Annotated in this window: 21 protein-coding genes; 3 read left to right on the forward strand and 18 right to left on the reverse strand. The window is 65.0% G+C overall.

Annotated features, from left to right (window positions below):
• Nucleotides 1-11 precede the first annotated feature (11 nt).
• The gene (aceE, locus tag HFL01S_RS08910; RefSeq protein ID WP_066257529.1) at nucleotides 12-2714 is read right to left on the reverse strand and encodes a pyruvate dehydrogenase (acetyl-transferring), homodimeric type; all 2703 of its coding nucleotides are present in this window, start codon (nucleotides 2712-2714) and stop codon (nucleotides 12-14) included.
• A 206-nt stretch (nucleotides 2715-2920) separates the two neighbouring features.
• On the opposite strand from aceE, the gene HFL01S_RS08915 reads away from it, so the two are divergent.
• The 3 genes from HFL01S_RS08915 (at nucleotide 2921) to folD (ending at nucleotide 7026) form a co-directional block, all read left to right on the forward strand.
• Nucleotides 2921-5479: a PAS domain-containing sensor histidine kinase gene (locus HFL01S_RS08915; protein ID WP_066257530.1), complete on the forward strand. Its 2559-nt coding sequence runs from the start codon at nucleotides 2921-2923 to the stop codon at nucleotides 5477-5479.
• On the forward strand, nucleotides 5476-6102 hold the full coding sequence (locus tag HFL01S_RS08920; RefSeq protein WP_066257532.1) for a response regulator transcription factor: 627 nt from the start codon (nucleotides 5476-5478) through the stop codon (nucleotides 6100-6102). Before HFL01S_RS08915 ends, HFL01S_RS08920 begins: the two co-directional genes overlap by 4 nt.
• A gap of 72 nt (nucleotides 6103-6174) precedes the next feature.
• Complete coding sequence (gene folD / locus HFL01S_RS08925; protein ID WP_066257535.1) at nucleotides 6175-7026, forward strand: bifunctional methylenetetrahydrofolate dehydrogenase/methenyltetrahydrofolate cyclohydrolase FolD; 852 nt, start codon at nucleotides 6175-6177, stop codon at nucleotides 7024-7026.
• A 13-nt stretch (nucleotides 7027-7039) separates the two neighbouring features.
• Here the strand turns inward: folD and HFL01S_RS08930 are convergent, their stop codons facing one another.
• The 17 genes from HFL01S_RS08930 to rseP form a co-directional block, all read right to left on the reverse strand.
• A complete protein-coding gene (locus HFL01S_RS08930; RefSeq protein ID WP_157538814.1) occupies nucleotides 7040-8476 on the reverse strand; it encodes a hypothetical protein in 1437 nt (478 codons plus the stop codon).
• Nucleotides 8473-8946 (reverse strand): DUF4149 domain-containing protein, encoded by a 474-nt coding sequence (locus tag HFL01S_RS08935; protein ID WP_066257538.1) that lies wholly within the window; start codon nucleotides 8944-8946, stop codon nucleotides 8473-8475. Before HFL01S_RS08935 ends, HFL01S_RS08930 begins: the two co-directional genes overlap by 4 nt.
• 10 nt (nucleotides 8947-8956) lie before the next feature.
• Nucleotides 8957-9430: a transcription elongation factor GreA gene (gene greA, locus HFL01S_RS08940; protein ID WP_066257540.1), complete on the reverse strand. Its 474-nt coding sequence runs from the start codon at nucleotides 9428-9430 to the stop codon at nucleotides 8957-8959.
• 114 nt (nucleotides 9431-9544) lie between these two features.
• Nucleotides 9545-10273, reverse strand: coding sequence for an alpha/beta fold hydrolase (locus HFL01S_RS08945; RefSeq protein WP_066257543.1), 729 nt, complete (start codon nucleotides 10271-10273; stop codon nucleotides 9545-9547).
• 131 nt (nucleotides 10274-10404) lie between these two features.
• On the reverse strand, nucleotides 10405-11379 hold the full coding sequence (locus HFL01S_RS08950) for a helix-turn-helix domain-containing protein (protein WP_066257544.1): 975 nt from the start codon (nucleotides 11377-11379) through the stop codon (nucleotides 10405-10407).
• 50 nt (nucleotides 11380-11429) lie between these two features.
• Nucleotides 11430-14714 (reverse strand): carbamoyl-phosphate synthase large subunit, encoded by a 3285-nt coding sequence (gene carB / locus HFL01S_RS08955; protein ID WP_066257545.1) that lies wholly within the window; start codon nucleotides 14712-14714, stop codon nucleotides 11430-11432.
• Nucleotides 14715-14748: 34 nt separating this feature from the next.
• The gene (locus tag HFL01S_RS08960) at nucleotides 14749-15111 is read right to left on the reverse strand and encodes a hypothetical protein (protein ID WP_066257547.1); all 363 of its coding nucleotides are present in this window, start codon (nucleotides 15109-15111) and stop codon (nucleotides 14749-14751) included.
• 23 nt (nucleotides 15112-15134) lie between these two features.
• A complete protein-coding gene (gene carA / locus HFL01S_RS08965) occupies nucleotides 15135-16289 on the reverse strand; it encodes a glutamine-hydrolyzing carbamoyl-phosphate synthase small subunit (protein ID WP_245644765.1) in 1155 nt (384 codons plus the stop codon).
• 178 nt (nucleotides 16290-16467) lie between these two features.
• Nucleotides 16468-17247, reverse strand: coding sequence for a TrmH family RNA methyltransferase (locus tag HFL01S_RS08970; protein WP_066257551.1), 780 nt, complete (start codon nucleotides 17245-17247; stop codon nucleotides 16468-16470).
• Complete coding sequence (gene rnhB / locus HFL01S_RS08975) at nucleotides 17244-17873, reverse strand: ribonuclease HII (RefSeq protein ID WP_066257554.1); 630 nt, start codon at nucleotides 17871-17873, stop codon at nucleotides 17244-17246. Before rnhB ends, HFL01S_RS08970 begins: the two co-directional genes overlap by 4 nt.
• On the reverse strand, nucleotides 17845-18984 hold the full coding sequence (lpxB, locus tag HFL01S_RS08980) for a lipid-A-disaccharide synthase (protein ID WP_174525235.1): 1140 nt from the start codon (nucleotides 18982-18984) through the stop codon (nucleotides 17845-17847). Before lpxB ends, rnhB begins: the two co-directional genes overlap by 29 nt.
• A 16-nt stretch (nucleotides 18985-19000) precedes the next feature.
• On the reverse strand, nucleotides 19001-19789 hold the full coding sequence (gene lpxA, locus HFL01S_RS08985) for an acyl-ACP--UDP-N-acetylglucosamine O-acyltransferase (RefSeq protein ID WP_066257556.1): 789 nt from the start codon (nucleotides 19787-19789) through the stop codon (nucleotides 19001-19003).
• Nucleotides 19790-19808: 19 nt separating this feature from the next.
• Nucleotides 19809-20246 (reverse strand): 3-hydroxyacyl-ACP dehydratase FabZ, encoded by a 438-nt coding sequence (gene fabZ, locus HFL01S_RS08990; RefSeq protein WP_066257558.1) that lies wholly within the window; start codon nucleotides 20244-20246, stop codon nucleotides 19809-19811.
• Between the two features lie 15 nt (nucleotides 20247-20261).
• Nucleotides 20262-21302 (reverse strand): UDP-3-O-(3-hydroxymyristoyl)glucosamine N-acyltransferase, encoded by a 1041-nt coding sequence (gene lpxD, locus HFL01S_RS08995; RefSeq protein WP_066257560.1) that lies wholly within the window; start codon nucleotides 21300-21302, stop codon nucleotides 20262-20264.
• An 8-nt stretch (nucleotides 21303-21310) separates the two neighbouring features.
• Nucleotides 21311-21829, reverse strand: coding sequence for an OmpH/Skp family outer membrane protein (locus tag HFL01S_RS09000; RefSeq protein ID WP_066257562.1), 519 nt, complete (start codon nucleotides 21827-21829; stop codon nucleotides 21311-21313).
• Nucleotides 21829-24129 (reverse strand): outer membrane protein assembly factor BamA, encoded by a 2301-nt coding sequence (gene bamA, locus HFL01S_RS09005; RefSeq protein ID WP_066257564.1) that lies wholly within the window; start codon nucleotides 24127-24129, stop codon nucleotides 21829-21831. Before bamA ends, HFL01S_RS09000 begins: the two co-directional genes overlap by 1 nt.
• A 14-nt stretch (nucleotides 24130-24143) precedes the next feature.
• Nucleotides 24144-25508 carry an RIP metalloprotease RseP gene (rseP, locus tag HFL01S_RS09010; protein ID WP_066257566.1) on the reverse strand — a complete coding sequence of 455 codons (1365 nt, stop codon included), beginning with the start codon at nucleotides 25506-25508 and terminating at the stop codon, nucleotides 24144-24146.
• Nucleotides 25509-25530 lie beyond the last annotated feature (22 nt).

The raw sequence follows: 25530 nt of genomic DNA on the forward strand, positions 1-25530 counted from the left end.
TCTCCGGATGTTTACGCGTAGAGCGGGTTGACCTTGTCCGTCTTGATACCGTACTTCTTGATCGCCTCGGCCACCTTGGCCAGCGGCAGCTTGCCCTCGTCGGCCAGCGCGCGCAGGGCGGCGACGACGATGTAGTGGCGGTTGATCTCGAAGTGCTCGCGCAGCTTGCTGCGGAAATCGCTGCGACCGAAGCCATCGGTGCCCAGCACCTTGTATTCGCGGCCCTTGGGGATGAAGGGACGGATCTGCTCGGCATAGTTCTTCATGTAGTCGGTCGAGGCGACCACCGGGCCGGCGTGCTTGGCCAGCTGTTGCGCCACAAAGGGCACGCGCTGGGCTTCGGTCGGGTGCAGCAGGTTGAAGCGCTCGCAGTCCTGGCCGTCGCGGGTCAGTTCGTTGAAGCTCGGGCAGCTCCACACATCGGCCTGCACGCCCCAGTCGGTGGCCAGCAGGGCCTGGGCGGCGATGGACTCGCGCAGGATGGTGCCGGAGCCCAGCAGCTGCACGCGCTTGTCGCCTTCGGCGCCCGGCTTGCACAGGTACATGCCCTTGATGATCTGCTCTTCCGTGCCGGCGGTCAGGCCGGGCATGGCGTAGTTCTCGTTGAGCAGCGTCAGGTAATAGAAGACGTTGTCCTGCTTCTCCACCATGCGCTTGAGGCCGTGGTGCAGGATCACGCCGACTTCGTGCGCGAAGGTCGGGTCGTAGCTGACGCAGTTCGGGATGGTGCCGGCCAGGATGTGGCTGTGGCCATCTTCGTGCTGCAGGCCTTCGCCGTTCAGGGTCGTGCGACCCGAGGTGCCGCCCAGCAGGAAGCCGCGCGCCTGCATGTCGCCGGCCGCCCAGGCCAGGTCGCCGATGCGCTGGAAGCCGAACATCGAGTAGTACACGTAGAACGGCACCATGATGCGGTTGGACGTGCTGTACGAGGTAGCCGCCGCGATCCAGCTGCTCATGCCGCCGGCTTCGTTGATGCCTTCCTGCAGGATCTGGCCGGCCTTGTCTTCCTTGTAGTACATGACCTGGTCTTTATCCACCGGGGTGTACTGCTGGCCTGCCGGGTTGTAGATGCCAACCTGGCGGAACAGGCCTTCCATGCCGAAGGTGCGGGCCTCGTCCACCAGGATGGGCACCACGCGCGGGCCCAGAGCCTGGTCGCGCAGCAGCTGCGTCAGGAAGCGCACATAGGCTTGCGTCGTGGAGATTTCACGGCCTTCGGCCGTCGGCTCCAGCACGGCTTTGAAGGTTTCCAGCGCGGGCACGGTGAAACTCTCGTCCGCCTTGGTGCGGCGCTTGGGCAGGTAACCACCCAGGGCCTTGCGGCGCTCGTGCAGGTACTGCATTTCCGGCGTGTCGTCGGCCGGCTTGTAGAACGGGATCTTGGGCAGCTCGCTGTCCGGGATCGGCAGGTTGAAGCGGTCGCGGAAGATCTTGATGTCTTCGTCGGTCAGCTTCTTGGTCTGGTGGACCGTGTTCTTGCCTTCCCCGGCCTTGCCCATGCCAAAGCCCTTGACCGTCTTGATCAGCAGCACGGTCGGCTGGCCCTTGTGGTTCACCGCCTTGTGGTACGCGGCATAGACCTTTTGCGGGTCATGGCCGCCGCGGCGCAGGTTCCAGATGTCGTCGTCGCTCATGTGCGAGACGAGTTCCAGTGCCTTCGGATCGCGACCGAAGAAGTGCTTGCGCACGTAGGCACCGTCGTTGGCTTTGAACGCCTGGTAGTCGCCATCCAGCGTCTCCATCATGATCTTGCGCAGGGCGCCGTCCTTGTCGCGCGCCAGCAGCGGGTCCCAGTTGGAACCCCACAGCAGCTTGATCACGTTCCAGCCGGAACCACGGAACTCGCCTTCGAGTTCCTGGATGATCTTGCCGTTGCCGCGCACCGGACCATCCAGGCGCTGCAGGTTGCAGTTCACCACGAAGATCAGGTTGTCCAGGTTCTCGCGCGCGGCCAGGCTGATGGCGCCCAGCGACTCGACCTCGTCCATTTCGCCGTCGCCGCAGAACACCCAGACCTTGCGGTTCTCGGTGTTGGCGATGCCGCGGGCGTGCAGGTACTTCAGGAAGCGCGCCTGGTAGATCGCCATCAGCGGGCCCAGGCCCATCGACACGGTCGGGAACTGCCAGAACTCGGGCATCAGCTTGGGGTGCGGGTAGCTCGACAGACCTTTGCCATCCACTTCCTGGCGGAAGTGCAGCAGCTGCTCTTCGGTCAGGCGGCCTTCCAGGTAGGCGCGGGCGTAGACGCCGGGCGACACGTGACCCTGGATGTACAGGCAGTCGCCGCCGTGGTTTTCGGACTCGGCGTGCCAGAAGTGGTTGAAGCCGGCGCCGAACATATGGGCCAGCGAAGCGAAGGAGCCGATGTGGCCGCCCAGGTCACCGCCGTCATCGGGGTTGTGGCGGTTGGCCTTGACCACCATGGCCATGGCGTTCCAGCGCATGTAGGCGCGCAGGCGTTCTTCGATCTCTATATTGCCGGGGCAGCGGGCCTCTTCGGTGGCCTCGATGGTGTTCACATAGCCCGTGTTGGCCGAGAACGGCATGTCGATGCTGTTCTGCCGGGCTTCTTCCAGCAGCTGTTCCAGCAGGAAGTGGGCGCGCTCGGGGCCCTCTTTTTCAATGACGGCGGCCAGCGCCTCCATCCATTCGCGGGTTTCCTGGGAATCAATGTCCCCGGCACCACGGTTGTTTTGAGCGTCTGACGCTGCCATGTGCTTGTCTCCTGAAAGGGTGTGAACGGACTGACGGAGTGCGCCCCCGCAGTGTCGCGGATTTTTCCACAGAACTGCGGTCATTTCAATATATGCTTGTTGATTTCTTTATGCGAAATCATGAGATGCGAATTCTGTAGCGTTTTCCGCGCCCACCATCCGGCCCGCCACCTGTACTCCGGGGCCTCACCCGTACACTCGACCGAATGATTCCCGCCCCTGAACAACCGACTGCCACCCCGCCCGGCGGCACCCCGCTGGACTGGTGGCGCCGCTGGTGGCGCCGTCTCCCACCCTCGCGCCAGGACCGCTTCGCCACGCTGGCGCCGCTGCTGTCCGTGCTGCTGTTTCTGTCGGCCATCGCGGTGGCCATCACCTACCTGCGCTACGAGGAACTGGAGCGCGAACAGGAGGCCGTGACGCGCGACGTCGAGTATGCGCAACAGCGCATCCGGCTGCGACTGCTCGAACGCCAGGAACAACTCATGCGTCTGGCCCGAGAGGTCGACAACAAGGAGATCAGCGCCGACGAATTCGAGTTCCAGGCCGAGACGCTCATCAGCCAGTTCCCGGAGCTGCAGGCGATCAGCTGGATCGACGCGCGCCGCACAGTCCAGGCCAGCCACGCCTCCCCCAGTGCACCGCTGAACCTGCTGCGCCCCAAAGGCAGCACGATTGCAGCAGCCGAAGGCGATGGCTCTTTCGAGCTGGCGCGCGACCTGCGCCAGCCGATCTATTCGAGACCGCTCGGTGAGGACGCCCGCCAGTCCACCCTGATGCTGCAGGTGCCGCTCACGGAGCAGGGCCGTTTTTCGGGCACCGTTATGGGCGAGTACTCCATCGACGGACTGATGCGCTTTGGCATGCCGCCGGAGATCATGGCCCGCTACGCCGTGGCCTTGATGGACGACCGCGGGCGCGTGCTCGCGGGCAACCTGCAGTCGCCGAGCACGGTGCTGCGGCTGTTGCCCTGGTCGTCGCAGCCGCTGGAGCACGAGGTACCGGTTTCGCCGGTGGGCAATGGCCTGATCCTCAAGGCCCAGGGCTACCGTACTTCGCAGGACATCGTGGGCAGCGGCTTCTTCTGGGTCATCGGCGCGCTGTCGGCGCTCACGGTGTGGATGCTGCTGGGCACCTGGCGCCACACGCGCCGCCGGGTGCAGGCGCAGCAGGCCCTGATGTCCGAGACCAACTTCCGCCGCGCCATGGAAAACTCCATGCTCACCGGCATGCGGGCGCTGGACATGCAGGGCCGCATCACCTATGTCAACCCCGCGTTCTGCTCAATGACGGGCTGGACCGAAAGCGAGCTGGTCGGCCGCACCGCTCCCTTCCCTTACTGGCCAGAGGACGACCACGAGCAACTGGCGGCGCGGCTGGAGGACGAGCTCAACGGCCGGTCCACGCCCGGTGGTTTCGAGGTGCGTGTGCAGCGCCGCGACGGCAGCATCTTCGACGCCCGCATGTACGTCTCGCCCCTGATCGATCCGAGAGGACACCAGACCGGCTGGATGACCTCGATGACCGACATCACCGAGCCCAAGCGCATCCGCGAAGAGCTTTCTGCGTCCTACGAACGCTTCACCACCGTGCTCGAGTCGCTGGACTCCGCGGTGTCCGTGGCGCCGCTGGGCAGCGACGAAATGCTGTTTGCCAACAAGATGTACCGGCTCTGGTTCGGCACCCGCGGCCAGGGCCACCGCCAGCTGGTGGACCTGGCCGGCAACCAGCCCACCCCCAGCCCGGACAACGGCGACGCGGTGGACGCCTTTGCCGGCATGCCGACCGACACGCTGACCGATGCGGGCGCGGAGAACGCCGAGGTGTTCGTCGAGGAGCTGGACCGGTGGCTGGAGGTTCGCACGCGCTACCTGACCTGGGTCGACGGCCGGCTGGCCCAAATGGTGATTGCCAGCGACATCACCCCGCGCCGCAACGCGGAAGAACAGGCCGCACGCCAGGCCGAACGCGCACAGACCGCCAGCCGCCTGATCACCATGGGCGAGATGGCGTCGAGCGTGGCGCACGAACTCAACCAGCCGCTCACGGCCATCAGCAACTACTGCAACGGCATGATCTCGCGCGTCAAAGAGCAGCGGATCAACGAGGAAGACCTTCTGGCCGCGCTGGAGAAGACCGCCAGACAAGCCCAGCGCGCGGGCCAGATCATCCAGCGCATCCGCGCCTTCGTGAAACGCAGCGAACCCAACCCCATGCCCTCGGACGTGGCGCAGATGGTGAGCAACGCGATCGAACTGGCCGACATCGAACTGCGCCGCCACCAGGTCCGTCTCTCGCCCTATGTTGCGGCGCGTTTGCCGAGCCTGATGGTCGATCCGATCCTGATCGAACAGGTGCTGATCAATTTGCTGAAGAACGCGGGCGAGGCGATTGCGCAGGCAGGCCGCCCGCCCGGCGAGCGCTACATCGAGCTGCGCGTCGGTCCGCGCCGGCTCGACGACCAGGAAGTGGTGGAGTTCTCGGTGCGCGATTCCGGCAACGGCGTGCCAGCGGAAATGATCGAGCGCATCTACGAGGCGTTCTACAGCACCAAGAGCGAAGGCATGGGCATCGGCCTCAAGCTGTGTCGCAGCATCGTCGAGTCGCACCACGGCAGGATGCAGGTGCAGAACATCTACAATGGAGATGAAGTGGTGGGTTGCTGCTTCAGTTTCTGGATACCCGTTCAGTCCCGACTGACACAGGAACCGGAACCGGGGCCATCCGCCGCGACGTCGTTGACGGACACCGAAAGAGCGAGATGAGTTTGATTCCCAAAAAAGGCACCGTCTATGTCGTCGATGACGACGAGGCCGTTCGTGACTCCCTGCAATGGTTGCTCGAAGGCAAGGACTACCGGGTCCGCTGTTTTGAATCTGCCGAAGCCTTCCTCAGCCGCTATGACGCGCGCGAAGTGGCTTGCCTGATCGCAGACATCCGCATGGGTGGCATGACCGGCATGGAGCTGCAGGAAAAGCTGATCGAACGCCAGTCCCCCCTGCCCATCGTCTTCATCACCGGTCACGGAGACGTGCCGATGGCGGTGGAATCCATGAAGCGGGGTGCGCTGGACTTCATCCAGAAACCCTTCAAGGAAGACCAGCTGGTGCTGCTGGTCGAGCGTATGCTGGAAACCGCGAAGGAGGCTTTCGCCACCCACCAGCAGGCCGCCAGCCGCGACGCCCTGCTCTCCAAGCTCACGGGCCGCGAAGCCCAGGTGCTGGAGCGCATCGTCGCAGGCCGCCTGAACAAGCAGATCGCCGACGACCTGGGCATCAGCATCAAGACTGTCGAAGCGCACCGCGCCAACATCATGGAAAAGCTGGGTGCCAACACCGTGGCCGATCTGCTCAAGATCGCCCTGGGCCAGACACCTGCCAAAGCCTGATCCTCAACACCCTGCGCCAACGCCCGCCCCTCCCGGCGGGCGTTTCCATTTCCCCTCCTCCTCCCTACGACCATGACCGCCCAACTCATCGACGGCAACGCCCTCTCCAAACAGCTCCGCACCGATGTGGCTGCACGCGTGACCGCACTAAAGGCCAAAGGGGTGACGCCGGGTCTGGCCGTCATCCTGGTCGGCGACAACCCTGCCAGCCAGGTCTATGTGCGCAACAAGGTCAAGGCCTGCGAGGACACCGGCATGCACTCGGTGCTGGAGACCTGGCCGGCCACCATGACCGAGGCCGAGCTGCTCGCCCGCGTGGACGCGATGAACAACGACGCCAGCATCCACGGCATCCTGGTGCAGTTGCCTCTGCCGGCTCACATGAACGCCCAGCGCGTGATTGAGGCGATCTCGCCCGAGAAGGATGTGGACGGTTTTCACATCGCCAGCGCTGGCGCCCTCATGACCGGCCTGCCCGGCTTCTGGCCCTGCACGCCCTACGGCTGCATGAAGATGCTGGAAAGCATCGGCTACGAGCTCAAGGGAAAACACGCGGTCGTCATCGGGCGCAGCAACATCGTGGGCAAGCCCATGGCGATGATGCTGTTGCAGCAGAACGCCACCGTCACCATCTGCCACAGCGCCACCAAAGACCTCAAGGCCATGACGCTGCAGGCCGACGTGATCGTCGCCGCTGTGGGCAAGCGCAATGTGCTGACCGCCGACATGGTCAAACCCGGTGCCGTGGTGCTGGACGTGGGCATGAACCGCAACGACGAAGGCAAGCTCTGCGGTGACGTGGACTTTGCGGGCGTGAAAGAAGTGGCGGGCTGGATCACCCCGGTGCCCGGCGGTGTCGGCCCCATGACCATCACCATGCTCATGGTCAACACCCTGGAATCGGCCGAGCGGCGCACCGCCTGAACGCCGCCCGGCTTCAGCGCAGCAGTTCGCAGGGCTGCGGGTAGAGCCGCAGCAGGTGCTCCGACGGCGCACCAGGGGCGAGCGGCCCCAGCCGATGCTGCTCCATCAGATCCCATTGCGCCTGCCGCCCCAGCCAGCCGGGCTGGAACTGGGCCCGTGCATCCAGCGCCTGCAACCGGGCATCCGCCGCCGCAACGCCACCGCCGGCGCGGTACTGTTCCAGCCAGCACAGCTTCATGCCCGCGTAGTAGCGGCCCAGCAGGTACGCCTCGCGCGTCTCCGGCAGCACGCGCGCGGCGAACAGGAGCAGCAGCACCAGCAACAGCGGTCCCAGCCGCTCGCGGTGCCGGAACAGCAGCAGGTACACCGCCAGCAGGCCGGGCAGCAGCAGGGCCGTGTAGCGTGAAGCCATCGCGGCACCGACACCCAGCTGCGCGCGCCCGTAGGCGGTGAGCAAGGCGAAGACGAGGCTGCAACCGATCAGCACCACACACACCTGCCACAGGGTGCGTTCGTCATCCCGCTCAACGGCCGGGCGGCTGAGATGCCGCACGCCCCACAAGCACGCAACAACCCAGGCCGCCAGCAGCAAGGCGCCTGCGGGGTAGAGCACCCAGGGCGAGGGTCGCTGCAGCATGAGCAGGAAGTGGCTCAGCATGGCGGCCATGAAACGCAGGTAGTCGGTGGGGTCCGGCCGCATCACCTGAAAGCCGTCGGCCGACACCACGAACTGATACCGGTGAAGAAACGCCAGCAGCGTGAGCACCCCTGCCGCCAGCACAACCACCGCCCGCGGCCGCTGTGCTCCGTCGCCGCGCCAGACGTCGATCAAGGCCACCAGCATCAGCGCGGGCAAGGCAGTGAGACCAAACCCGGTGAAGCCCAGGCACACCACCAGTGCGATCAGCGCCAGGTGGTTCAGGAGGCTAGGCGCCGCCAGCCACACGTTGAGCAGCAGCATCAGGAGCAGCAGCGGGAAGATGCTGTGCGACGCGTTGGGCGCGACGACCAGGGTCTCGAAGGTGCACACCCCCCAGAACGCCAGCAGCAGCACGGCGTCCCAGAGCGACCACGGCGCCGGCAGCAGGCGCCGCCGCAAGCGCAGCGCCAGCAGGCCGGCCACCAGCTGCACACACGCGGTCCAGAGACTGTCCCAACGCACGTTCCAGTCGCTGAAGTGGTAGGCCGGCAGCACCAGGGAGAAGTTCAGCCCCTGCCGGTGGGGACCGTGCTGCCAGATGAAGGCGATGGCCGCATCGCTCCACTGGAAGCCGTTGTAGAGACGGGTCAGCAATGCCCACTGGTCGGAGAAGGGCACATTCACCGCCAGCAGCCAGGCGAGCCCCAGCAGCCGCACAGCCAGCAGTGCCGCGACCACGGCCAGCAGCCCGGCGACCATCGGCGGAGGCAGCGCCGTCAGCCGCTGGGCCAGACGCCGCAGGGCATTCATGCCGGGGACGCCGACCGCCTGGGTGCGGCCAGGCGCCACAACACCGACCCTGCGCACAGCCACTGCCCCAGCACCAGCACCGAGCCCAGGCTGTGCCACAGGCGCAGGTCACCGCCGGTCGCGCGCGCGGTCACGATCTTCCTCGCCACACCAAATTCCTGTGTCATCGCCAGCAGCACGGCCAGTGCCACCAGGGCCATGGTGAACAGCAGAGCGCGGAGATCCGACAGCGCCTGCGGCGACGGATCGGTGGACAGCGATGCGCGCTGGCGCCGCAGCATCAGCATCAGGGCCGTGCCCAGCACGAGCCCGATCCAGCACTGGAAAGAAAAGAGCTGTGCCGCCACCGGACCGGCCACCGCCGGACTGCCCAGCTTGGCGAACAGGGTCGGCACCGCCACGAAACTCAGCCCCGTGTTGCCACCCCACCAGAGGGCGGCCATGAGGATAGACAGGCGCTGCAGCGGCATGCGGACCGGTTCAGACGTAGCGCACCGCCACGATCTCGAAGCGGCGCGTGCCGCCGGGGGTCTGCACCTCGGCGGTGTCGCCCTCTTCCTTGCCGATCAGCGCCCGCGCGATCGGGCTGCTGATGTTGACCAGCCCCTGCTTGAGGTCGGCCTCGTCTTCACCCACGATCTGGTAGGTCATCTCGTTGCCGCTGTCCTCGTCCGACAGCTCGACCGTCGAGCCGAACACCACGCGGCCGCCGGCGTCCAGCGTCGAGGGATCAATGACCTGCGCCGCCGAGAGCTTGCCTTCGATCTCGGCGATCCGTCCTTCGATGAAACCCTGGCGCTCCTTCGCCGCGTCGTAGTCGGCGTTTTCGCTCAGGTCACCCTGCGCACGAGCTTCGGCAATGGCCTGGATCACGCCCGGGCGTTCCACGGTCTTGAGCTTGTGCAGCTCGGACTTGAGCATTTCAGCGCCGCGCTTGGTGATGGGATAGGTCATTTTCAAACTCCGGGATCGGCAAAAAGCAAACCGCCGATCGTTTCCGGTCGGCGGCAATGGCCCGGATTATGCAACGAAACCCGGGCCCTCACGCCCGGGAAACCCTGGTTGTGCTCAGTCGCGGCCAGCCTGCTCGATGGCGTCGGCCAGTCGTTTCGGATCGGTGAAACACAGCTCGTGACTGCCACTGCACTCCACCAGCCGGAACAGACCGAGCCGTTCGGACAGCCGGGGGTGCCAGGGCAGGCTGTGCGGCAATGCGGTGTCCTGCTGGCAGTTGATATAGCTCTTGCCCAGGTTCATCGCCGCCAGCGGTGTCGACAGCTTCGCCGGGTCGGTGAAGGTCTTGTAGGGGTGGGGGTTGAGCAGACCGTAGGCCTTCTCGGCCAGCGCTGCGTCGGCGTCGTTGATGAAGGCCTCGCGCCAGATCGGGTACGGGAGCATCACTGAACCATTGTTCGCGGCAGCAATGCTGTCGAACAAAGCCACGTAGTGCGGTGGCACCAGGTCGTTGAGGCACTCGCCGTCCAGCGGTACGAAGGCGTTCCAGTAGACCAGGCGGCGGATGCGCTGCGCCGCCTGGTCGGCGGCGTGGCTGATCACCATGCCGCCGTAGCTGTGGCCCATCAGGCGCACATCCTGCAGGTCGTGCTGGTGCAGGAAATCCACCAGGGACGCCACCGCATCGGCCAGGCCGGTGGCGCTGCGGTCGTCGCCAGGGCGGTTGCCGGCCAGGGTCGGACAAAACACGGTGTGCCCCTTGGCGCGCAGGTGCTGGGCGACGGGCTCCATCAGCTCGCCGGTGTGCCAGGCGCCGTGGACAAGAACATAGGTATCGGCCATGAAGGTCTCCTCTATTGGGTGGCAGGGGATGGTGGCCAGCGGCCACGCCACCATCACTCTAGAAACCCATGCCGAATCGCGCTGGCCGCTTTGCGCCAGCCGGGTCGCCGGGTTGCGCCAGCCCCGCGGCGTCAGTGACCGCGCCGTTCCCGCACCCAGCGCTGGGGCGTCACCCCCATCATCCGCTGGAAGTCGCGGCCGAAATGAGAAGCGTCGGCGTAGCCGCAGCGCCACCCCACCTCGGCCATGTTCAGCCCGGCCAGCCGGGGCTGCGCGAGCAGTTCACAGGCATGGGCGATGCGCACCTGGCGCCAGCGCCCCATCACCGTCTCACCATCCGCCGTGAACGCCCGGTGCAGGCTGCGCACCGACACCTGCAGCTGCGCCGCAAGCTCGTCGGCGCGCCAGCCGGGCTCTCCACGGCGCTCCCGCATCAGGGCCACGGCGCGCTCGCGCAGGTCACCGGCGCCGGCTGTGTTGCGATGCGCCACCGGCTCCATTGACGCCGCGAGCAAGGCGCCGAACTGGGCCTCCAGCCAGTCGGGCGCCATTTCAAGCGCCAGTTCGGGCTGGCGCCCCAGTTGCAGGCTCAGCGCCGACAGCATGGCGCCCCAGCCCTGCCCACGGTGCGCCACGCGCGCATGGGACACGTCCACGGTCCGCAGCCACTGCCCGACCCAGGCGCGCGGCATCTGCACCGACAGACAGATGACCGAGTGAGGGAAGTGCAGCTCGTAGGGTTGGGCGGCGTCCACCAGCACCGCGTCGCCAGGGCGCAGCTGCAACACGCTCCCGCCCTGCTTCACCAGCCAGGGCTGCTCGATCTGCGTGATCAGGTAGAACGGCTGGTCCTTGCTTTTTGCGATGGCCGCGGGCGTCCTGTACACGTCCTGGGTGGAGGCCTGCACCCGGTTGACCGCCAACCGCTGCAGCGGCAGGTGCACAAGCCGTCCGTCGAAGTGGTCCGCGGCCGAGGAGCTGCAGTCCATCTCAAGGAACGCTTCGCAGATCGCACCCACCCAGTAATCCAGACGCTCGCGCGGCCGGGCCTGCGCGGTGGTCCATTCGCGCAGGCGGATGTCAGGGGCTGAAAACACAGCGGGCATGGCCACAATCTAGTGACCATGCCCGCGGGGGACAAGGGGACTTACGCGAATCAGGCTGTCAGCTGCGCGTGCATCTCCTGGACCGAAATCACGCGCAGGCTGTCCATGTGCCGCATGCCTTCCACCGCGGCTTCCGCGCCGGAGATGGTGGTGAAGGTGGTCACACGGGCCAGCAGTGCCGAGGTGCGGATGGCTCGCGAATCGGCGATCGCGTTGCGGCGCTCCTCAACCGTGTTGATCACCAGGGCGATTTCGCCGTTCTTGATCATGTCCACGATGTGCGGACGGCCCTCGGTGACCTTGTTGACCGTCTGCACCGGAATGCCGGCCGCGCCGATGGCCGCCGCCGTGCCCCGCGTGGCCACCAGCTCGAAACCGAGCGCGACCAGCTGACGCGCCACTTCCACAGCACGCGGCTTGTCGCCGTTCTTCACGGTCAGGAACACCTTGCCCGAGCGTGGCAGCTTGGTGCCAGCGCCCAGCTGGCTCTTGACGAAGGCCTCGCCGAAGGTCTTGCCCACGCCCATGACCTCGCCGGTGGACTTCATCTCGGGGCCGAGGATGGTGTCCACGCCCGGGAACTTCACGAACGGGAACACGGCCTCCTTCACGCTGAAGTACGGCGGTGTGACCTCGGCACCGATGCCCTGCTGGTCCAGCGTCTGGCCGGCCATGCAGCGCGCCGCCACCTTGGCCAGCTGGATGCCCGTGGCCTTGGACACGAACGGCACCGTGCGCGAGGCGCGCGGGTTCACTTCGAGCACGAAGATCACGTCGGTCTTGACGCCGTTCTCTTCCTTTTCCTGGATCGCGAACTGCACGTTCATCAGACCCACCACGTTCAGGCCTTCGGCCATCGCCGCGGTCTGGCGCTTGAGCTCGTCGATGGTGGCCTTGGACAGGTAGTACGGCGGCAGCGAGCAAGCCGAGTCACCCGAGTGCACACCGGCCTGTTCGATGTGCTCCATCACACCGCCGATGAACACGCGGCCGGCGCTGTCGCGCACGGCGTCCACGTCGCACTCGATGGCATCGTTCAGGAAGCGGTCCAGCAGCACCGGCGAGTCGTTGCTCACCTTCACCGCCTCGCGCATGTAGCGCTCGAGGTCGCGCTGCTCGTGCACGATCTCCATCGCGCGACCGCCCAGCACATAGCTGGGGCGCACCACCAGCGGGTAACCCAGCGCCGATGCCTTCTCCAGCGCTTCCGGCTCGGCGCGCGCGGTGGCGTTGGGCGGCTGGCGCAGGCCCAGGTCGTGCAGCAGCTTCTGGAAGCGCTCACGGTCCTCGGCCGCGTCGATCATGTCGGGCGTGGTACCGATGATGGGCACGCCGTTGGCTTCCAGGCCGAGCGCGAGCTTCAGCGGCGTCTGGCCACCGTACTGCACGATCACGCCGACCGGCTTTTCCTTGTCGACGATTTCCAGCACGTCTTCCAGCGTCAGTGGCTCGAAGTACAGGCGGTCGCTGGTGTCGTAGTCGGTGGACACGGTTTCCGGGTTGCAGTTGACCATGATGGTCTCGTACCCGTCTTCGCGCATGGCCAGCGCGGCGTGCACGCAGCAGTAGTCGAACTCGATGCCCTGGCCGATGCGGTTCGGACCACCGCCCAGCACCATGATCTTTTTCTTGTCGGTCGGCTCGGCTTCGCACTCGCCGTCGCCATGGCCTTCGTAGGTGGAGTACAGGTAGGCGGTGTCGGTGGCGAACTCGGCCGCGCAGGTGTCCACGCGCTTGTAGACCGGGCGCACGTTCAGCGCTTTGCGGCGTTCGCGCACGGCGGTGTCGGTGGTGGCCAGCAGCTTGGCCAGGCGGCGGTCGGAGAAGCCCTTCTTCTTCAGGCCGCGCAGCGTGTCGGCGTCCAGGCTGGCCAGCGCGCCCTCGCCCTTCTCGGCCACCAGCTGGTCCATGGCCATTTCGAGCTTGATGATTTCCTCGATCTGGATCAGGAACCATTTGTCGATCTTGGTGAATTGGTGCACCTCGTCAAGCGACCAGCCGGCCGCGAAGGCATCGCCCACGTACCAGATGCGCTCGGGGCCGGGTTCGCCCAGCTCGCGCTCCAGCGTCTCGCGGTCCTGCGTCTTCTCGTTCATGCCATCAACGCCGACCTCCAGACCGCGCAGCGCTTTCTGGAACGACTCCTGGAAGGTGCGGCCCATGGCCATCACCTCGCCCACCGACTTCATCTGGGTGGTCAGGCGGCTGTCGGCGGTCGGGAACTTCTCGAAGGCGAAACGCGGGATCTTCGTGACCACGTAGTCGATCGAGGGCTCGAACGACGCGGGCGTGGCGCCACCGGTTATCTCGTTGCGCAGCTCGTCCAGCGTGTAGCCTACGGCCAGCTTGGCCGCGACCTTGGCGATCGGGAAGCCGGTGGCCTTGGAAGCCAGCGCCGAGGAGCGCGAGACGCGTGGGTTCATTTCGATCACCACCATGCGGCCATCGGCCGGGTTGATGGAGAACTGCACGTTGGAACCGCCGGTGTCCACGCCGATCTCGCGCAGCACGGCCAGCGAGGCGTTGCGCAGGATCTGGTACTCCTTGTCGGTCAGCGTCTGGGCCGGCGCCACGGTGATCGAGTCACCGGTGTGCACACCCATCGGGTCCAGGTTCTCGATAGAGCAGACGATGATGCAGTTGTCCGCCTTGTCGCGCACCACTTCCATCTCGTACTCTTTCCAGCCGAGCAACGATTCTTCGATCAGCAGTTCGTTGGTCGGCGAAGCTTCCAGGCCGCGCTTGCAGATGGTCTCGAACTCTTCCGGATTGTAGGCGATGCCACCACCGGTGCCACCCAGCGTGAAGCTGGGGCGGATCACGGTCGGGAAACCGGTCATCTTCTGCACCGCCCAGGCCTCTTCCATGCTGTGGGCGATGCCCGAACGCGCGGAGCCCAGACCGATCTTGGTCATGGCGTCCTTGAACTTCAAACGGTCTTCGGCCTTGTCGATGGCCTCGGGCGTGGCACCGATCAGCTCCACGCCATACCGCGCCAGCACGCCATTGCGCCACAGGTCCAGCGCGCAGTTCAGCGCAGTCTGGCCGCCCATGGTCGGCAGGATGGCGAAGCCGCCCGGGGTCTGGGGCCGTTCCTTGGCGATGATCTTCTCGACCGTCTGCCAGGTGATGGGCTCGATGTAGGTGACGTCCGCCGTGGCCGGGTCCGTCATGATGGTGGCCGGGTTGCTGTTGATCAGCACGACCCGGTAGCCCTCTTCGCGCAGGGCCTTGCAGGCCTGCACGCCCGAGTAGTCGAACTCGCAGGCCTGGCCGATGATGATCGGGCCGGCTCCGATGATGAGGACGGTCTGGATGTCTGTTCTTTTCGGCATGGGTTCGCTTGTGTGTCTAGGCGGCAGGTCGGGCTCAGGCCTGGCGCTGGGTTTCCAGTTTGTTCAGCAAGGCCTGCACGCGTTCGGCAGGCACGTTCTTCTGCATCAGCTGCAGCAGGCCGTCGCCTTCGATGATCGGGCGCAGCACCTCGACCTCTGCGGGATAGAACAAGGCGTCCCATGCAGCCATTTCGGTGTTGAAGGTCTCGTCGTCCCAGGTCTTGCCCTTGGCGATCAGCGTGACCAGCGGCGATGCCTTGTTCTCGATGAAGGCCTTGCGGTAGGGCTTCTGCGCCCAGCGCTGGGCGAACCACTCCTTGTGCGGCGACTCCAGACCCAGCATGCGCTTGGCGATGGCCTTCTCGATCGCGAAAACCGGGAAACTGAAGAGCTTCATGGGTGGTTCCTTGTGGTGCGTGCTCAGGCCTTGGCCTGCATCAGGCCGATAAAGCGGTCGAACAGGTAGCCGATGTCGTGGGGACCAGGCGAGGCTTCCGGGTGACCCTGGAAGCAGAACGCAGGCTTGTCGGTGCGGGCCAGGCCCTGCAGCGTGCCGTCGAACAGGCTCACGTGCGTGGCGCGCAGATTGGCCGGCAGGCTCTTCTCATCCACCGCGAAGCCGTGGTTCTGGCTGGTGATGGAGACGCGACCACTGTCCAGGTCTTTGACCGGGTGGTTGGCGCCGTGGTGGCCGAACTTCATCTTGAAGGTTTTCGCACCCGAGGCCAGCGCCATGATCTGGTGACCCAGGCAGATGCCGAAGGTCGGCGTACCGGTCTCGATCAGTTCCTTGGCGGCGGCGATGGCGTAGTCGCACGGCTCCGGGTCGCCGGGGCCATTGGACAGGAAGATGCCGTCGGGCTGGTGCTTGAGCACCTCGGCGGCCGGCGTCTGCGCCGGCACCACCGTGACCTTGCAGCCGCGCTCAGCCAGCATGCGCAGGATGTTCTTCTTCACCCCGAAGTCATAGGCGACCACGTGGAACTTCGGTGCGGTCTGCTCGCCGTAACCGCTGCCGAGCTTCCACTCGGACTGTGTCCAGGGGTACGACTCGGTGGCAGAGACGACCTTGGCGAGATCCTGCCCCGCCATGTTCGGCGCGGCCTGGGCGGCGGCAATTGCCTGCGCACGGTGCCCGTCGGTGATCGCCTCACCAGCCGGCAGGGCCAGGATGCAGCCGTTCTGGGCACCGTGGGTGCGCAGCCGGCGGGTCAGCGCGCGGGTATCCAGCTCGGCGATGGCCACAGTGCCTTCGCGCTGCAGGTACTGGGACAGCGTCTCTTCAGAACGGAAGTTGGACGCCAGAAGGGGCAGGTCTTTGATGATCAGGCCAGCGGCGTGGATGCGGTCGGCTTCCACGTCCTCACGGTTCACGCCGGTGTTGCCGATGTGGGGGTATGTGAGGGTGACGATTTGCTGGCAGTAGCTCGGATCGGTGAGGATTTCCTGGTAGCCGGTGATCGAGGTGTTGAACACCACCTCGCCGGTCGTCTGACCGGTGGCCCCGATGGAAACCCCCGTAAAGACCGTGCCGTCGGCGAGCGCAAGAAGGGCTTTCGGATGGACGGGAAGCACGGTTTTCTCCAGAGGTTTTTCGGACGCACCCGCGCCCGCCATGGGGCACAACCGGGGAGATTCGCGCCCGCTCCCGCATCGTCGCAGGGGATCGCGATAGCGGGCTTGGGACGGGGAACCTGGGCAGGAAGCCGGGGCGGACGCAGCGAGATGCGTCGATTGCGGGTAAACCCCGGAATTATAGCGGCAGGGTCCTGGCCGCCGCGCTCGCGTGCAGGCAGATCGCTGCCGCAGCGGCCACGTTCAGCGATTCCTCGCCCCCGGGCTGGGTGATGCGAACCGAGCGGCTGGCCATGGCCTCCAGTTCGGGGCGCACGCCCTGCCCCTCATGCCCCATGACCCAGGCACAAGGCCAGGGCAGCTCGGCGCGGTGCAGGAACTCCCCCCGGTGGGAGCTGGTGACCAACATGGGCACGGCAAGCGCCCCGAGCTCGTCGAGTTCCAGCCCCTCGACCAGACGGAGTGCGAAATGCGCCCCCATGCCCGCCCGCAAAACCTTGGGCGACCACAGGCCGGCGGTGCCCTTGAGCGCCAGCACCTGGCCAAACCCCATCGCAGCGGCGCTGCGCAGGATGGAGCCGACGTTGCCGGCGTCCTGCAGGCGGTCCAGCACCACCGTCGAAGCCGACGGGTCTGGTGCCGGGCGTGTCGGAAGATCCCATAGGAAGCCCATGCCGGCCGGGGACTCCAGTCCGCTTACACCCGCCATCAACGACTCTGAAACCAAGACCCGGTGCTCGCAGGCTTCCCGCAAGGCGTCGGCAGCATCAGACCAGCCGCGCTCCGTGAACACCGCGGTGGTCGGACGCTGCCCCCGGGCCAGCATGGCCCGGCACAGGTGATCACCCTCCAGCCAGACCTGCCCCTGTTTGCGATAGGCCGTGCTGTCCTGGGACAGCAGACGCAGGCGCTTGAGCAAGGGATTGTCCCGCGAGGTGATCAGAATGGGTTCGTTCATGCGCCATGCTCCTGCATCGCCTGGGCCACCGGTGCAAACGAGCGCCGGTGTTCCGGCAGCGGACCGTATTCGCGCAGCGCCGCCAGGTGCTGCGCCGTACCGTAGCCCTTGTGGCGGTCAAACCCGTAGAGCGGGTGCTGCGCGTGAAGCTCGTCGAGCATGCGGTCGCGCGTGACCTTGGCCAGGATGGAGGCCGCGGAAATGGCTTGCACCAGCGCGTCGCCAGACACGATCGCCTCGGCCACCACATCCAGCACCGGCAAGCGGTTGCCGTCCACCAGCACCTTCGCCGGCTTCAGCCGCAAGCCCTTGACCGCGCGCTGCATGGCCAGCATCGTGGCCTGCAGGATGTTGAGCCGGTCGATCTCCTCCACGGTCGCGAGCGCCACGCTGCAACACAGCGCTTTGGCCCTGATCTCGTCGAACAGCTTTTCGCGGCGCAGCGCGGTCAGCTTCTTGGAGTCGGCCAGCCCTTTGATCGGCTTGTGGTCGTCCAGGATCACCGCGGCCGCCACCACCGGCCCGGCCAGAGGGCCACGACCCGCCTCGTCCACACCCGCAACCAGCCCGGGAACGTCCCAGGCGAGGCTGGCCTGCTCAGCCCGCAAGAACTTTTTCGATCGCATCGGTGGCCAGGCGTGCCGTGTCACGCTGCAACAGGTGGTGCAGTTGGGTGAAGCGCTCCTCCAGAGCCGCCACACGCTGGGGAGAATCCAGCCAGGCGAGCGTGGCATCGGCCAGCGCCGCCGGCGTTGCAGCGTCCTGCAGCAGTTCGGGAACCACGAACTCGCTGCTCAGGATGTTGGGCAGCCCCACCCAGGGTTGGAGCTGCTTGCGGCGCATGATGATCCACGACAGCCAGTGCATGTTGTAGGCGATCACCATGGGCCGCTTGAACAGCGCCGCCTCCAGCGTGGCCGTGCCCGAAGCGATCAGCGTCACGTCGCACGCAGCCAGCACCTCATGTGAACGCCCTTGGACGATCAGCACATCCTGAAGACCTGCGTCCCGTGCGTGGGCCTCGATGACTTCACGCAATGCGGGGACCGCAGGCACCACGAAGCGCAGCCCCGGACGGCGCGACCGCATCAGCACCGCCGCATCGAAGAATCGGCGGGCCAGGTACTGCACCTCCGAGCGCCGGCTGCCAGGAAGAATGGCCACGACCGGCCCCTCGCCTTCGATGCCCAACGAACGTCTTGCAGCCAGACGATCCGGGACCAAAGGAATCACCCCGGCAATCGGGTGGCCCACGTAGGTGGCGGCAATTCCGTGGCGAGCGAGCAGTTCTGGCTCGAACGGGAAGATGCACAATACGTGGTCGGCGCTGCGACGGATCTTTTCCACACGCTCCGGACGCCAGGCCCAGATCGACGGGCAGATGAAATGCACCGTCTTCACGCCCTCCGAACGGAGGCTGCTCTCGAGATCGAGGTTGAAATCGGGTGCATCGACGCCGATGAAGGCATCGGGCCGCTCCTGCAACAGGCGCTGCCGGAGTTGTGTGCGAATGCCCGCAATCTCGCGGTAGTGGCGCAGCACCTCGACGTAGCCTCGCACGGCCAGCTTGTCACTGGGCCACCAGGCCTCAAAGCCGTGCTTTGCCATGGCCGCGCCACCGATGCCGACAGCCGACAGATCAGGCCAGCGGCCCTTGAGCCCTTGCAGAAGCAGACCTGCGAGCAAATCGCCCGACGTTTCGCCGGCGACCAGCGCGACACGGCGGGACGCATTCATGACAGGTGATGAGAAATCAGCGCGCAATGCCGCGCGTTGCCGCAGACAGGAAGCGGCTCATCAAGGCCACATCCTCCGCCGCTTCGGGCATCTCGGTTGCCAGCGCATCAATGCCGGCACGTGCAGCATCGAGCGTGAGGCCCTGCCGGTAGAGCAGCCTGTGCATCTGCTTGATCGCCGAGATCCGCGCTGCGGAAAAGTCGCGCCGTTTGAGTCCAACAGTGTTCAGCCCACGCACCGCCAGCGGGTTGCCGTCCACCAGCATGTACGGGGGCACATCCTGCGAGACCGCGCTGGCGAAACCGATCATCGCGTGAGCACCCACCGAGACGAACTGGTGAATACCGGTAAGCCCGCCCACCGTCACCCAGTCGGCCAGCAACACGTGTCCTGCCAGGGTGGTGTTGTTCGCCAACGTGGTGTGGTTGGCCAAATGGCAGTCGTGCGCAATGTGGGTGTAGGCCATGATCCAGTTGTGATCACCCACCGTAGTCCGCCCCCCCGCGCCGGGCACGCCCAGGTTGAACGTACAGAACTCGCGGATCGTGTTGTGGTTGCCGATGATCAGCTCGGTGGGCTCACCCGCGTACTTCTTGTCCTGCGGCACCGCACCAATCGAGTTGAACTGGAAGATGCGGTTGTGCGCCCCGATGGTGGTGCGACCCTCGATCACGCAGTGCGCGCCAATCGACGTTCCAGCGCCGATCTTCACATGGGGCCCGATGATGGTGTACGGACCGACCGAAACCGAGTGGTCGAGCTCCGCAGAAGGGTCCACCAGCGCAGTGGGATGAATCTGCGTCACGTCAGCAGCCCCCCAGCACTCAGGACACCGTGCGCATGGTGCACATCAACTCGGCCTCGCAGACCACGTCGTCGCCCACGCGGGTCACGCCCTTGAACTTGTAGATGCCCGCGCGCACGCGGTCCAGCTCGATGTCCATCACCAACTGGTCACCGGGTTCGACGGGACGCTTGAAGCGGGCGCCGTCGATGCCAGCAAAGTAATAGACGGTGTTGTCGTCCATCGTCACGCCAGCAGTGTCGAACGCCAGCAGCGCGGCCGCCTGGGCCATGGCCTCCAGCATGAGCACACCGGGCATAACCGGACGGTTCGGAAAGTGACCACCGAAGAACGGCTCGTTGATGGTGACATTCTTCAGCGCCTTGATGCGCTTGCCTTTTTCAATTTCCAGCACACGGTCCACCAGCAGGAACGGGTAACGGTGAGGCAGTTGCTTGCGGATCTCGTGGATGTCCATTGTCATGATGCTCAGCTATTTGGTGTGATCGTTGTCGGTGCGTTGCTCGAGGGCACGGACGCGTTCGCGCAGGCGGCCCAACTGCTTGAGCGAGGCAGCGTTCTTTTCCCAGGCCGCATTGTCGTCGATGGGAAACATGCCGGTGTACAGCCCCGGCTGATGGATCGACCGGGTCACCACCGTCGCGGCCGAGATGTTCACCCGGTCTGCAAGCGTCAGATGGCCCAGCACGATGGCGCCACCGCCGACCGAACAATGTGCGCCAATCGTGGCCGTACCCGCCACGCCGACGCAACCCGCCATCGCCGTGTGATCGCCGATGCGCACGTTGTGACCGATCTGTATCAGGTTGTCGAGCTTGACGCCATTGCCGATGACCGTGTCGTCCAGCGCGCCCCGGTCGATACAGGTGTTGGCGCCGATTTCAACCTCATCCCCGATACGGACGGCCCCCAGCTGCTCAATCTTGACCCACTCCCCTTGATGGGGTGCGAACCCAAAGCCGTCGGCACCAATGACCACACCAGGGTGAAGAATGCAGCGTTGACCCACCACGCAACGGTCGCCGACGCTCACCTGGGCGTAGAGCAGAGTTCCCTCTCCAATCGCCGCATCTCTGCCCACGATGCAATGCGGCCCGATCCGCGCACCGTCGCCAATCCTCGCACCGGGGCCTACGACGGCGAATGGACCGATCGACACGCGGTCTCCGATGACTGCAGATGGGTGGATGCGCGCACCTGGGTCGACCCGGGGCTCCTCTGCAGGCTCGTGCTGCGCTTTCCACCATTGGGTCAGGCGCGCAAAGTACAGGTACGGATCTTCACAGACGATGCAGGTCCCTCGCGAACTGGCTGCATCTTTCAGGCTGGCAGGAACGATCAAGGCGCCCGCCTCTGTTGTCTGGATCTGGACCGCGTAGCGCGCTTGCGCAACGAATGAAAGCTCGTCCGCCCGGGCTGTTGCGAGCGGCGCCAGCCGGGCAATTTGCAGGCTGGCGTTCCCGACGAGCTCTCCACCCAGGGCGCCGACGATGTCGCCGAGCGACCGGGACATGACAGGCCTTACTTGGTGTTGTTCAAGCCACTGAGCACCTTGTCGGTGATGTCGTGCTTGGGGTTGATGTAGACCGCCTCCTGAAGGATGAGGTCGTACTTTTCGGTTTCAGCCACCTGCTTGATCACCCGGTTGGCTTTTTCAAGCAACTGCTGAACTTCTTCGTTCTTGCGCATGGTGACGTCCTCCTGAAACTCCCGCTGCTTGCGCTGGAAGTCACGGTCCTGATCCACCAGTTGTCGCTGGCGGGTCACCCGCTGTGCTTCCGGGAGAGTGGGCGCGTCGCGCTCAAGTTTTTCGGACGCAGCCTTGAGCTGTGCAGCCAGCCCCTGCAGATCCTTCTCGCGTCGGGAGAATTCCTGCTCCAGCTTGGTCTGCGACGCCTTCGCCATGTTGGCCTCACGCAGAATGCGCTCGGTGTTGACGAAACCCACCCGAAAATCCTGGGCTGCAACCGTGAAGGTCACGCAGGTGGCTGCGAGAAAAACGGCCAGGTGACGGGCAAAGCCGCGCTGCAAGGTCTTCATCAAAAGGATGTTCCGATCTGAAACTGGAATTTTTGGATTCTATCGCCGGAGAACTTGCGCACCGGATTGGCGAGCGCGAAACGCAAGGGGCCGACCGGAGAGATCCAGCTCAGACCAACGCCCACCGAAGAGCGCATCTTGCTGAAGTCGACACTTTCCGACTCACCATAGACGTTGCCAGCGTCCACGAAGGCAAACCAGCGCAATGTGCGGTCGTTGCCAGCTCCAGGGAAAGGAGCAATGAACTCTGCATTGAAGACGATATTGCGAGCACCGCCGATGTTGACGGTTTCGCCCGTCGTCGATCCGATGACCGCGGAAGTCGGGCCGAGCGTTCCCTGCTCAAAGCCGCGAACCGAGCCAAGGCCACCACCGTAAAAGTTGCGCAGCACCGGGAACGGCTTGCCACCAAGCCCCTTGCCGACACCGAGTTCGGTGTTGAAAGCAAAGGTGTACTGGCGCGTAATGGGCAGATATTGCTGGAATTGGTAGGTCAGCTTGGCATACCGCCGGTCGCCACCCAAACCGAATTCGGAATTGAGCCGCTGCAGTCGCCCCTCCGTTGGCACAAGCGCGCTGTCCCTGTTGTCGCGGGCCCAGCCGATGGTGGCTGGCAGATAGGTCCCGCTCTGGCCTCGATAGGCCTCGGGCAGTTGGTCCCCCTCCTTCACCTTGACCCGCTCAGCGCCGGCTCCGAAGAACACAGTGTCGGTTTCGGTGAAAGGCACGCCAAACCGCACGCCCACACCTGGTGTGGCGATCTCGTAGTCCCCACCCTGCGCGTCATAGGGGCGCGTGGTCTTGTAGTACAGATCGAAAGTCCGGGAAACACCATCCTGGGTGAAGTACGGATTTGTGGTGCTAAGAACGAACTGGCGGTTGTAAGAACTGGTGTTGAGATCCAGCCCGAGGTAGTTGCCAGTACCAAAGACGTTTTCCTGTTTGATACTGGCAATCAGCGACAGCTTGTCGGCCTGCGAATAGCCCGCACCGATGGACAGGTTGCCCGTGGGCTTCTCGGCCACGGTAACCGTGATGTCCACCTGGTCGTTGGTGCCAGGCACCGGCTCGGTCTCGATACCCACTTCGGTGAAGAAACCCAGCCGGTCGATGCGGTCGCGCGAGAGCCGGATGCGATCACTGTCATACCAGGCCGACTCGAACTGCCGGAACTCGCGGCGGATGATTTCGTCACGGGTCCGGTTGTTGCCTTCGACATTGATCCGGCGGACGTATACCCGGCGCGACGGCTGAGCCCTCAGCGCGAACGCCACCCGGTTGTTGACACGATCAATCAGAGGAGCCGCTTCCACCTGTGCAAACGCGTACCCGAATGCCCCGAAGTAGTCCGTGAATGCCTTGACGGTACGCGCCACATCCTCAGCGTTGTAGGCCTCACCGGCGCGAATGCTCACGAGTGACTTGAACTCCTGCTCCTTGCCAAGGTACTCGCCCTCGAGCGCGACAGAAGACACAACGAAGCGATTCCCTTCGCTGATGTTGATAGTGACCGACATGTCCTGCTTGTCAGGAGAGATGGCCACCTGGGTGGACTCGACCTTGAACTCAAGGTAGCCACGCGCGAGGTAGTAAGAGCGCAGGGCTTCCAAATCGGCATTGAGCTTGGCCCGGGAGTAGCGATCGGCCTTGGTGTACCAGCTCATCCAGCCACCCGTGTCCAGATCGAACAGGTCACGCAAGGTCGACTCGGAGAACGCCTGGTTGCCGACGATACGGATGTCCTTGATCTTCGCTACCTCACCTTCCACCACATTGAAGTTGAGGTTGACCCGGTTGCGCTCGCCCGGGGTCACGGTGGTCACCACTTGGGCAGCGTACATGCTGCGGTTGATGTATTGACGCTTGAGTTCCTGCTCGGCGCGGTCGGCCAGCGCCTTGTCAAACGGCCTGCCTTCGGCGAGCCCCACCTCGCGCAGAGCCTTCTTGAGCACCTCCGCATCAAACTCCTTGATGCCAGTGAAGCTCACATCGGCCACCGACGGGCGCTCCTCCACGATCACAACGAGAACATCCCCGTTGATCTGCAGCCGGACATCGGAGAAAAGACCCAGACCAAAAAGAGCACGGATGGCGGAAGACCCTTTGTCATCGGTGTACTGGTCGCCGATACGGAACGGCAAGGAGGCAAACACGGTGCCCGGCTCGACGCGCTGCAGCCCCTCGACCCGGATGTCCTTGACAGTGAATGGGTCCACCGCCCAAGCGGGCAAGGCCATCAACAAGGAAGTGGCGATGGCGGACAGTTTGAGCCCACGCAGGCTGGAGGCAAATGGTTTCATGAGAGAGAGATCGTTCAGCCCACGAGACGGGTGATATCGTTGAAGAGGGCAACGCACATGAGGGCCAGCAACACAGCCACTCCTCCTCGCTGCAGACGTTCCAACCAGACATCGGACACTCCGCGGCCGGTCACACCCTCCCAAAGATAATACATCAGGTGCCCCCCATCGAGGACCGGCAGCGGAAGCAGATTCAGGACCCCCAGGCTGACGCTGATCAGGGCCAAAAACACTATGTAGGACGTGAGCCCCATGCTGGCCGATTTGCCTGCGTAGTCCGCGATGGTCAGCGGGCCGCTGATGTTCTTGAGGGAGGCCTCTCCGATCAGCATCCTGCCCATCATCTTCAGCGTCAACCAGGACACCTCCCAGGTGCGCTGAACGCCCAGCCACAGCCCCTCCAGAACGCCGTGGCGCACCGTCGTCATCGCTGGCGCAGAGCCGACGTACGCGCCGATGCGACCGATCCAGGCCTCACCCGATTTCTCTGGCTTGGGTTCCACGGTCAGGCTTAGCACGCCGCCGTCACGGGACACGTCCCACATCTGGCGTACTGTCTGCCCCTCAGCATTGACGCTGTTGCGGATTCTCTGTCGCAGCGCACCGCCATCGGACACCGCCTTGCCATCGACGCGCAACACACGGTCCCCCGCCCTCAACCCGGCAGCCTCCGCAGCACCGCCAGGCATGATGTCCCCCATCACCGGATCGGTCCATGGGGACAGGATGCCAATGCGCCTGAACAGCGTGGCGTCGGCCTCCTTGACGTCGATCTGGCTGAGCGGCAGCGTCAGCTCGCGCGCAGCGCCACCCTCCTCACGGGACACCAGCAGCTGCATGTCCTGATTAGACAACGCCGCCTGCGTCAGGCGCCAACGGAGGTCCTCGAACGACCTCACGGGCGACGCTTCGTCACCGTTCACGTAAGCGCTTTGCACCCACTCCCCGCCAACGAGTCCAGCCCTTTCCGCCAATGAACCAGCCACGGGTGAAGCAAGCACCGGCTTGGGCTCCTCCACACCGCTCCAGTTAACCACTGCATACAACACCACGGCGAGCAGCAGATTCGCTGCCGGTCCGGCCGCGACGATGGCCGCGCGCGACCGCAGCGGCTGTGTGTTGAACGCAAGATGACGTTCCGCCGGATCCACCGGTGCCTCGCGCTCGTCCAACATCCGCACATACCCGCCCAACGGCAGGGCACACAACACAAACTCGGTAGGACTGCCAGGCCGTTGCCAGCGCAGCAGCGGCTTTCCGAACCCCACAGCGAAGCGAAGTACCTTGACTCCGCAGGCCACAGCCACCCGGTAGTGGCCGTACTCGTGTACGGCGATCAGCAGGCCCAGGGCCACGACAAAGGCAATCAATGTGGTCATAGGTCCCTCGAAGTATCAAATC

Source organism: Hydrogenophaga flava NBRC 102514 (genome assembly GCF_001571145.1).
Taxonomy (GTDB): domain Bacteria; phylum Pseudomonadota; class Gammaproteobacteria; order Burkholderiales; family Burkholderiaceae_C; genus Hydrogenophaga; species Hydrogenophaga flava.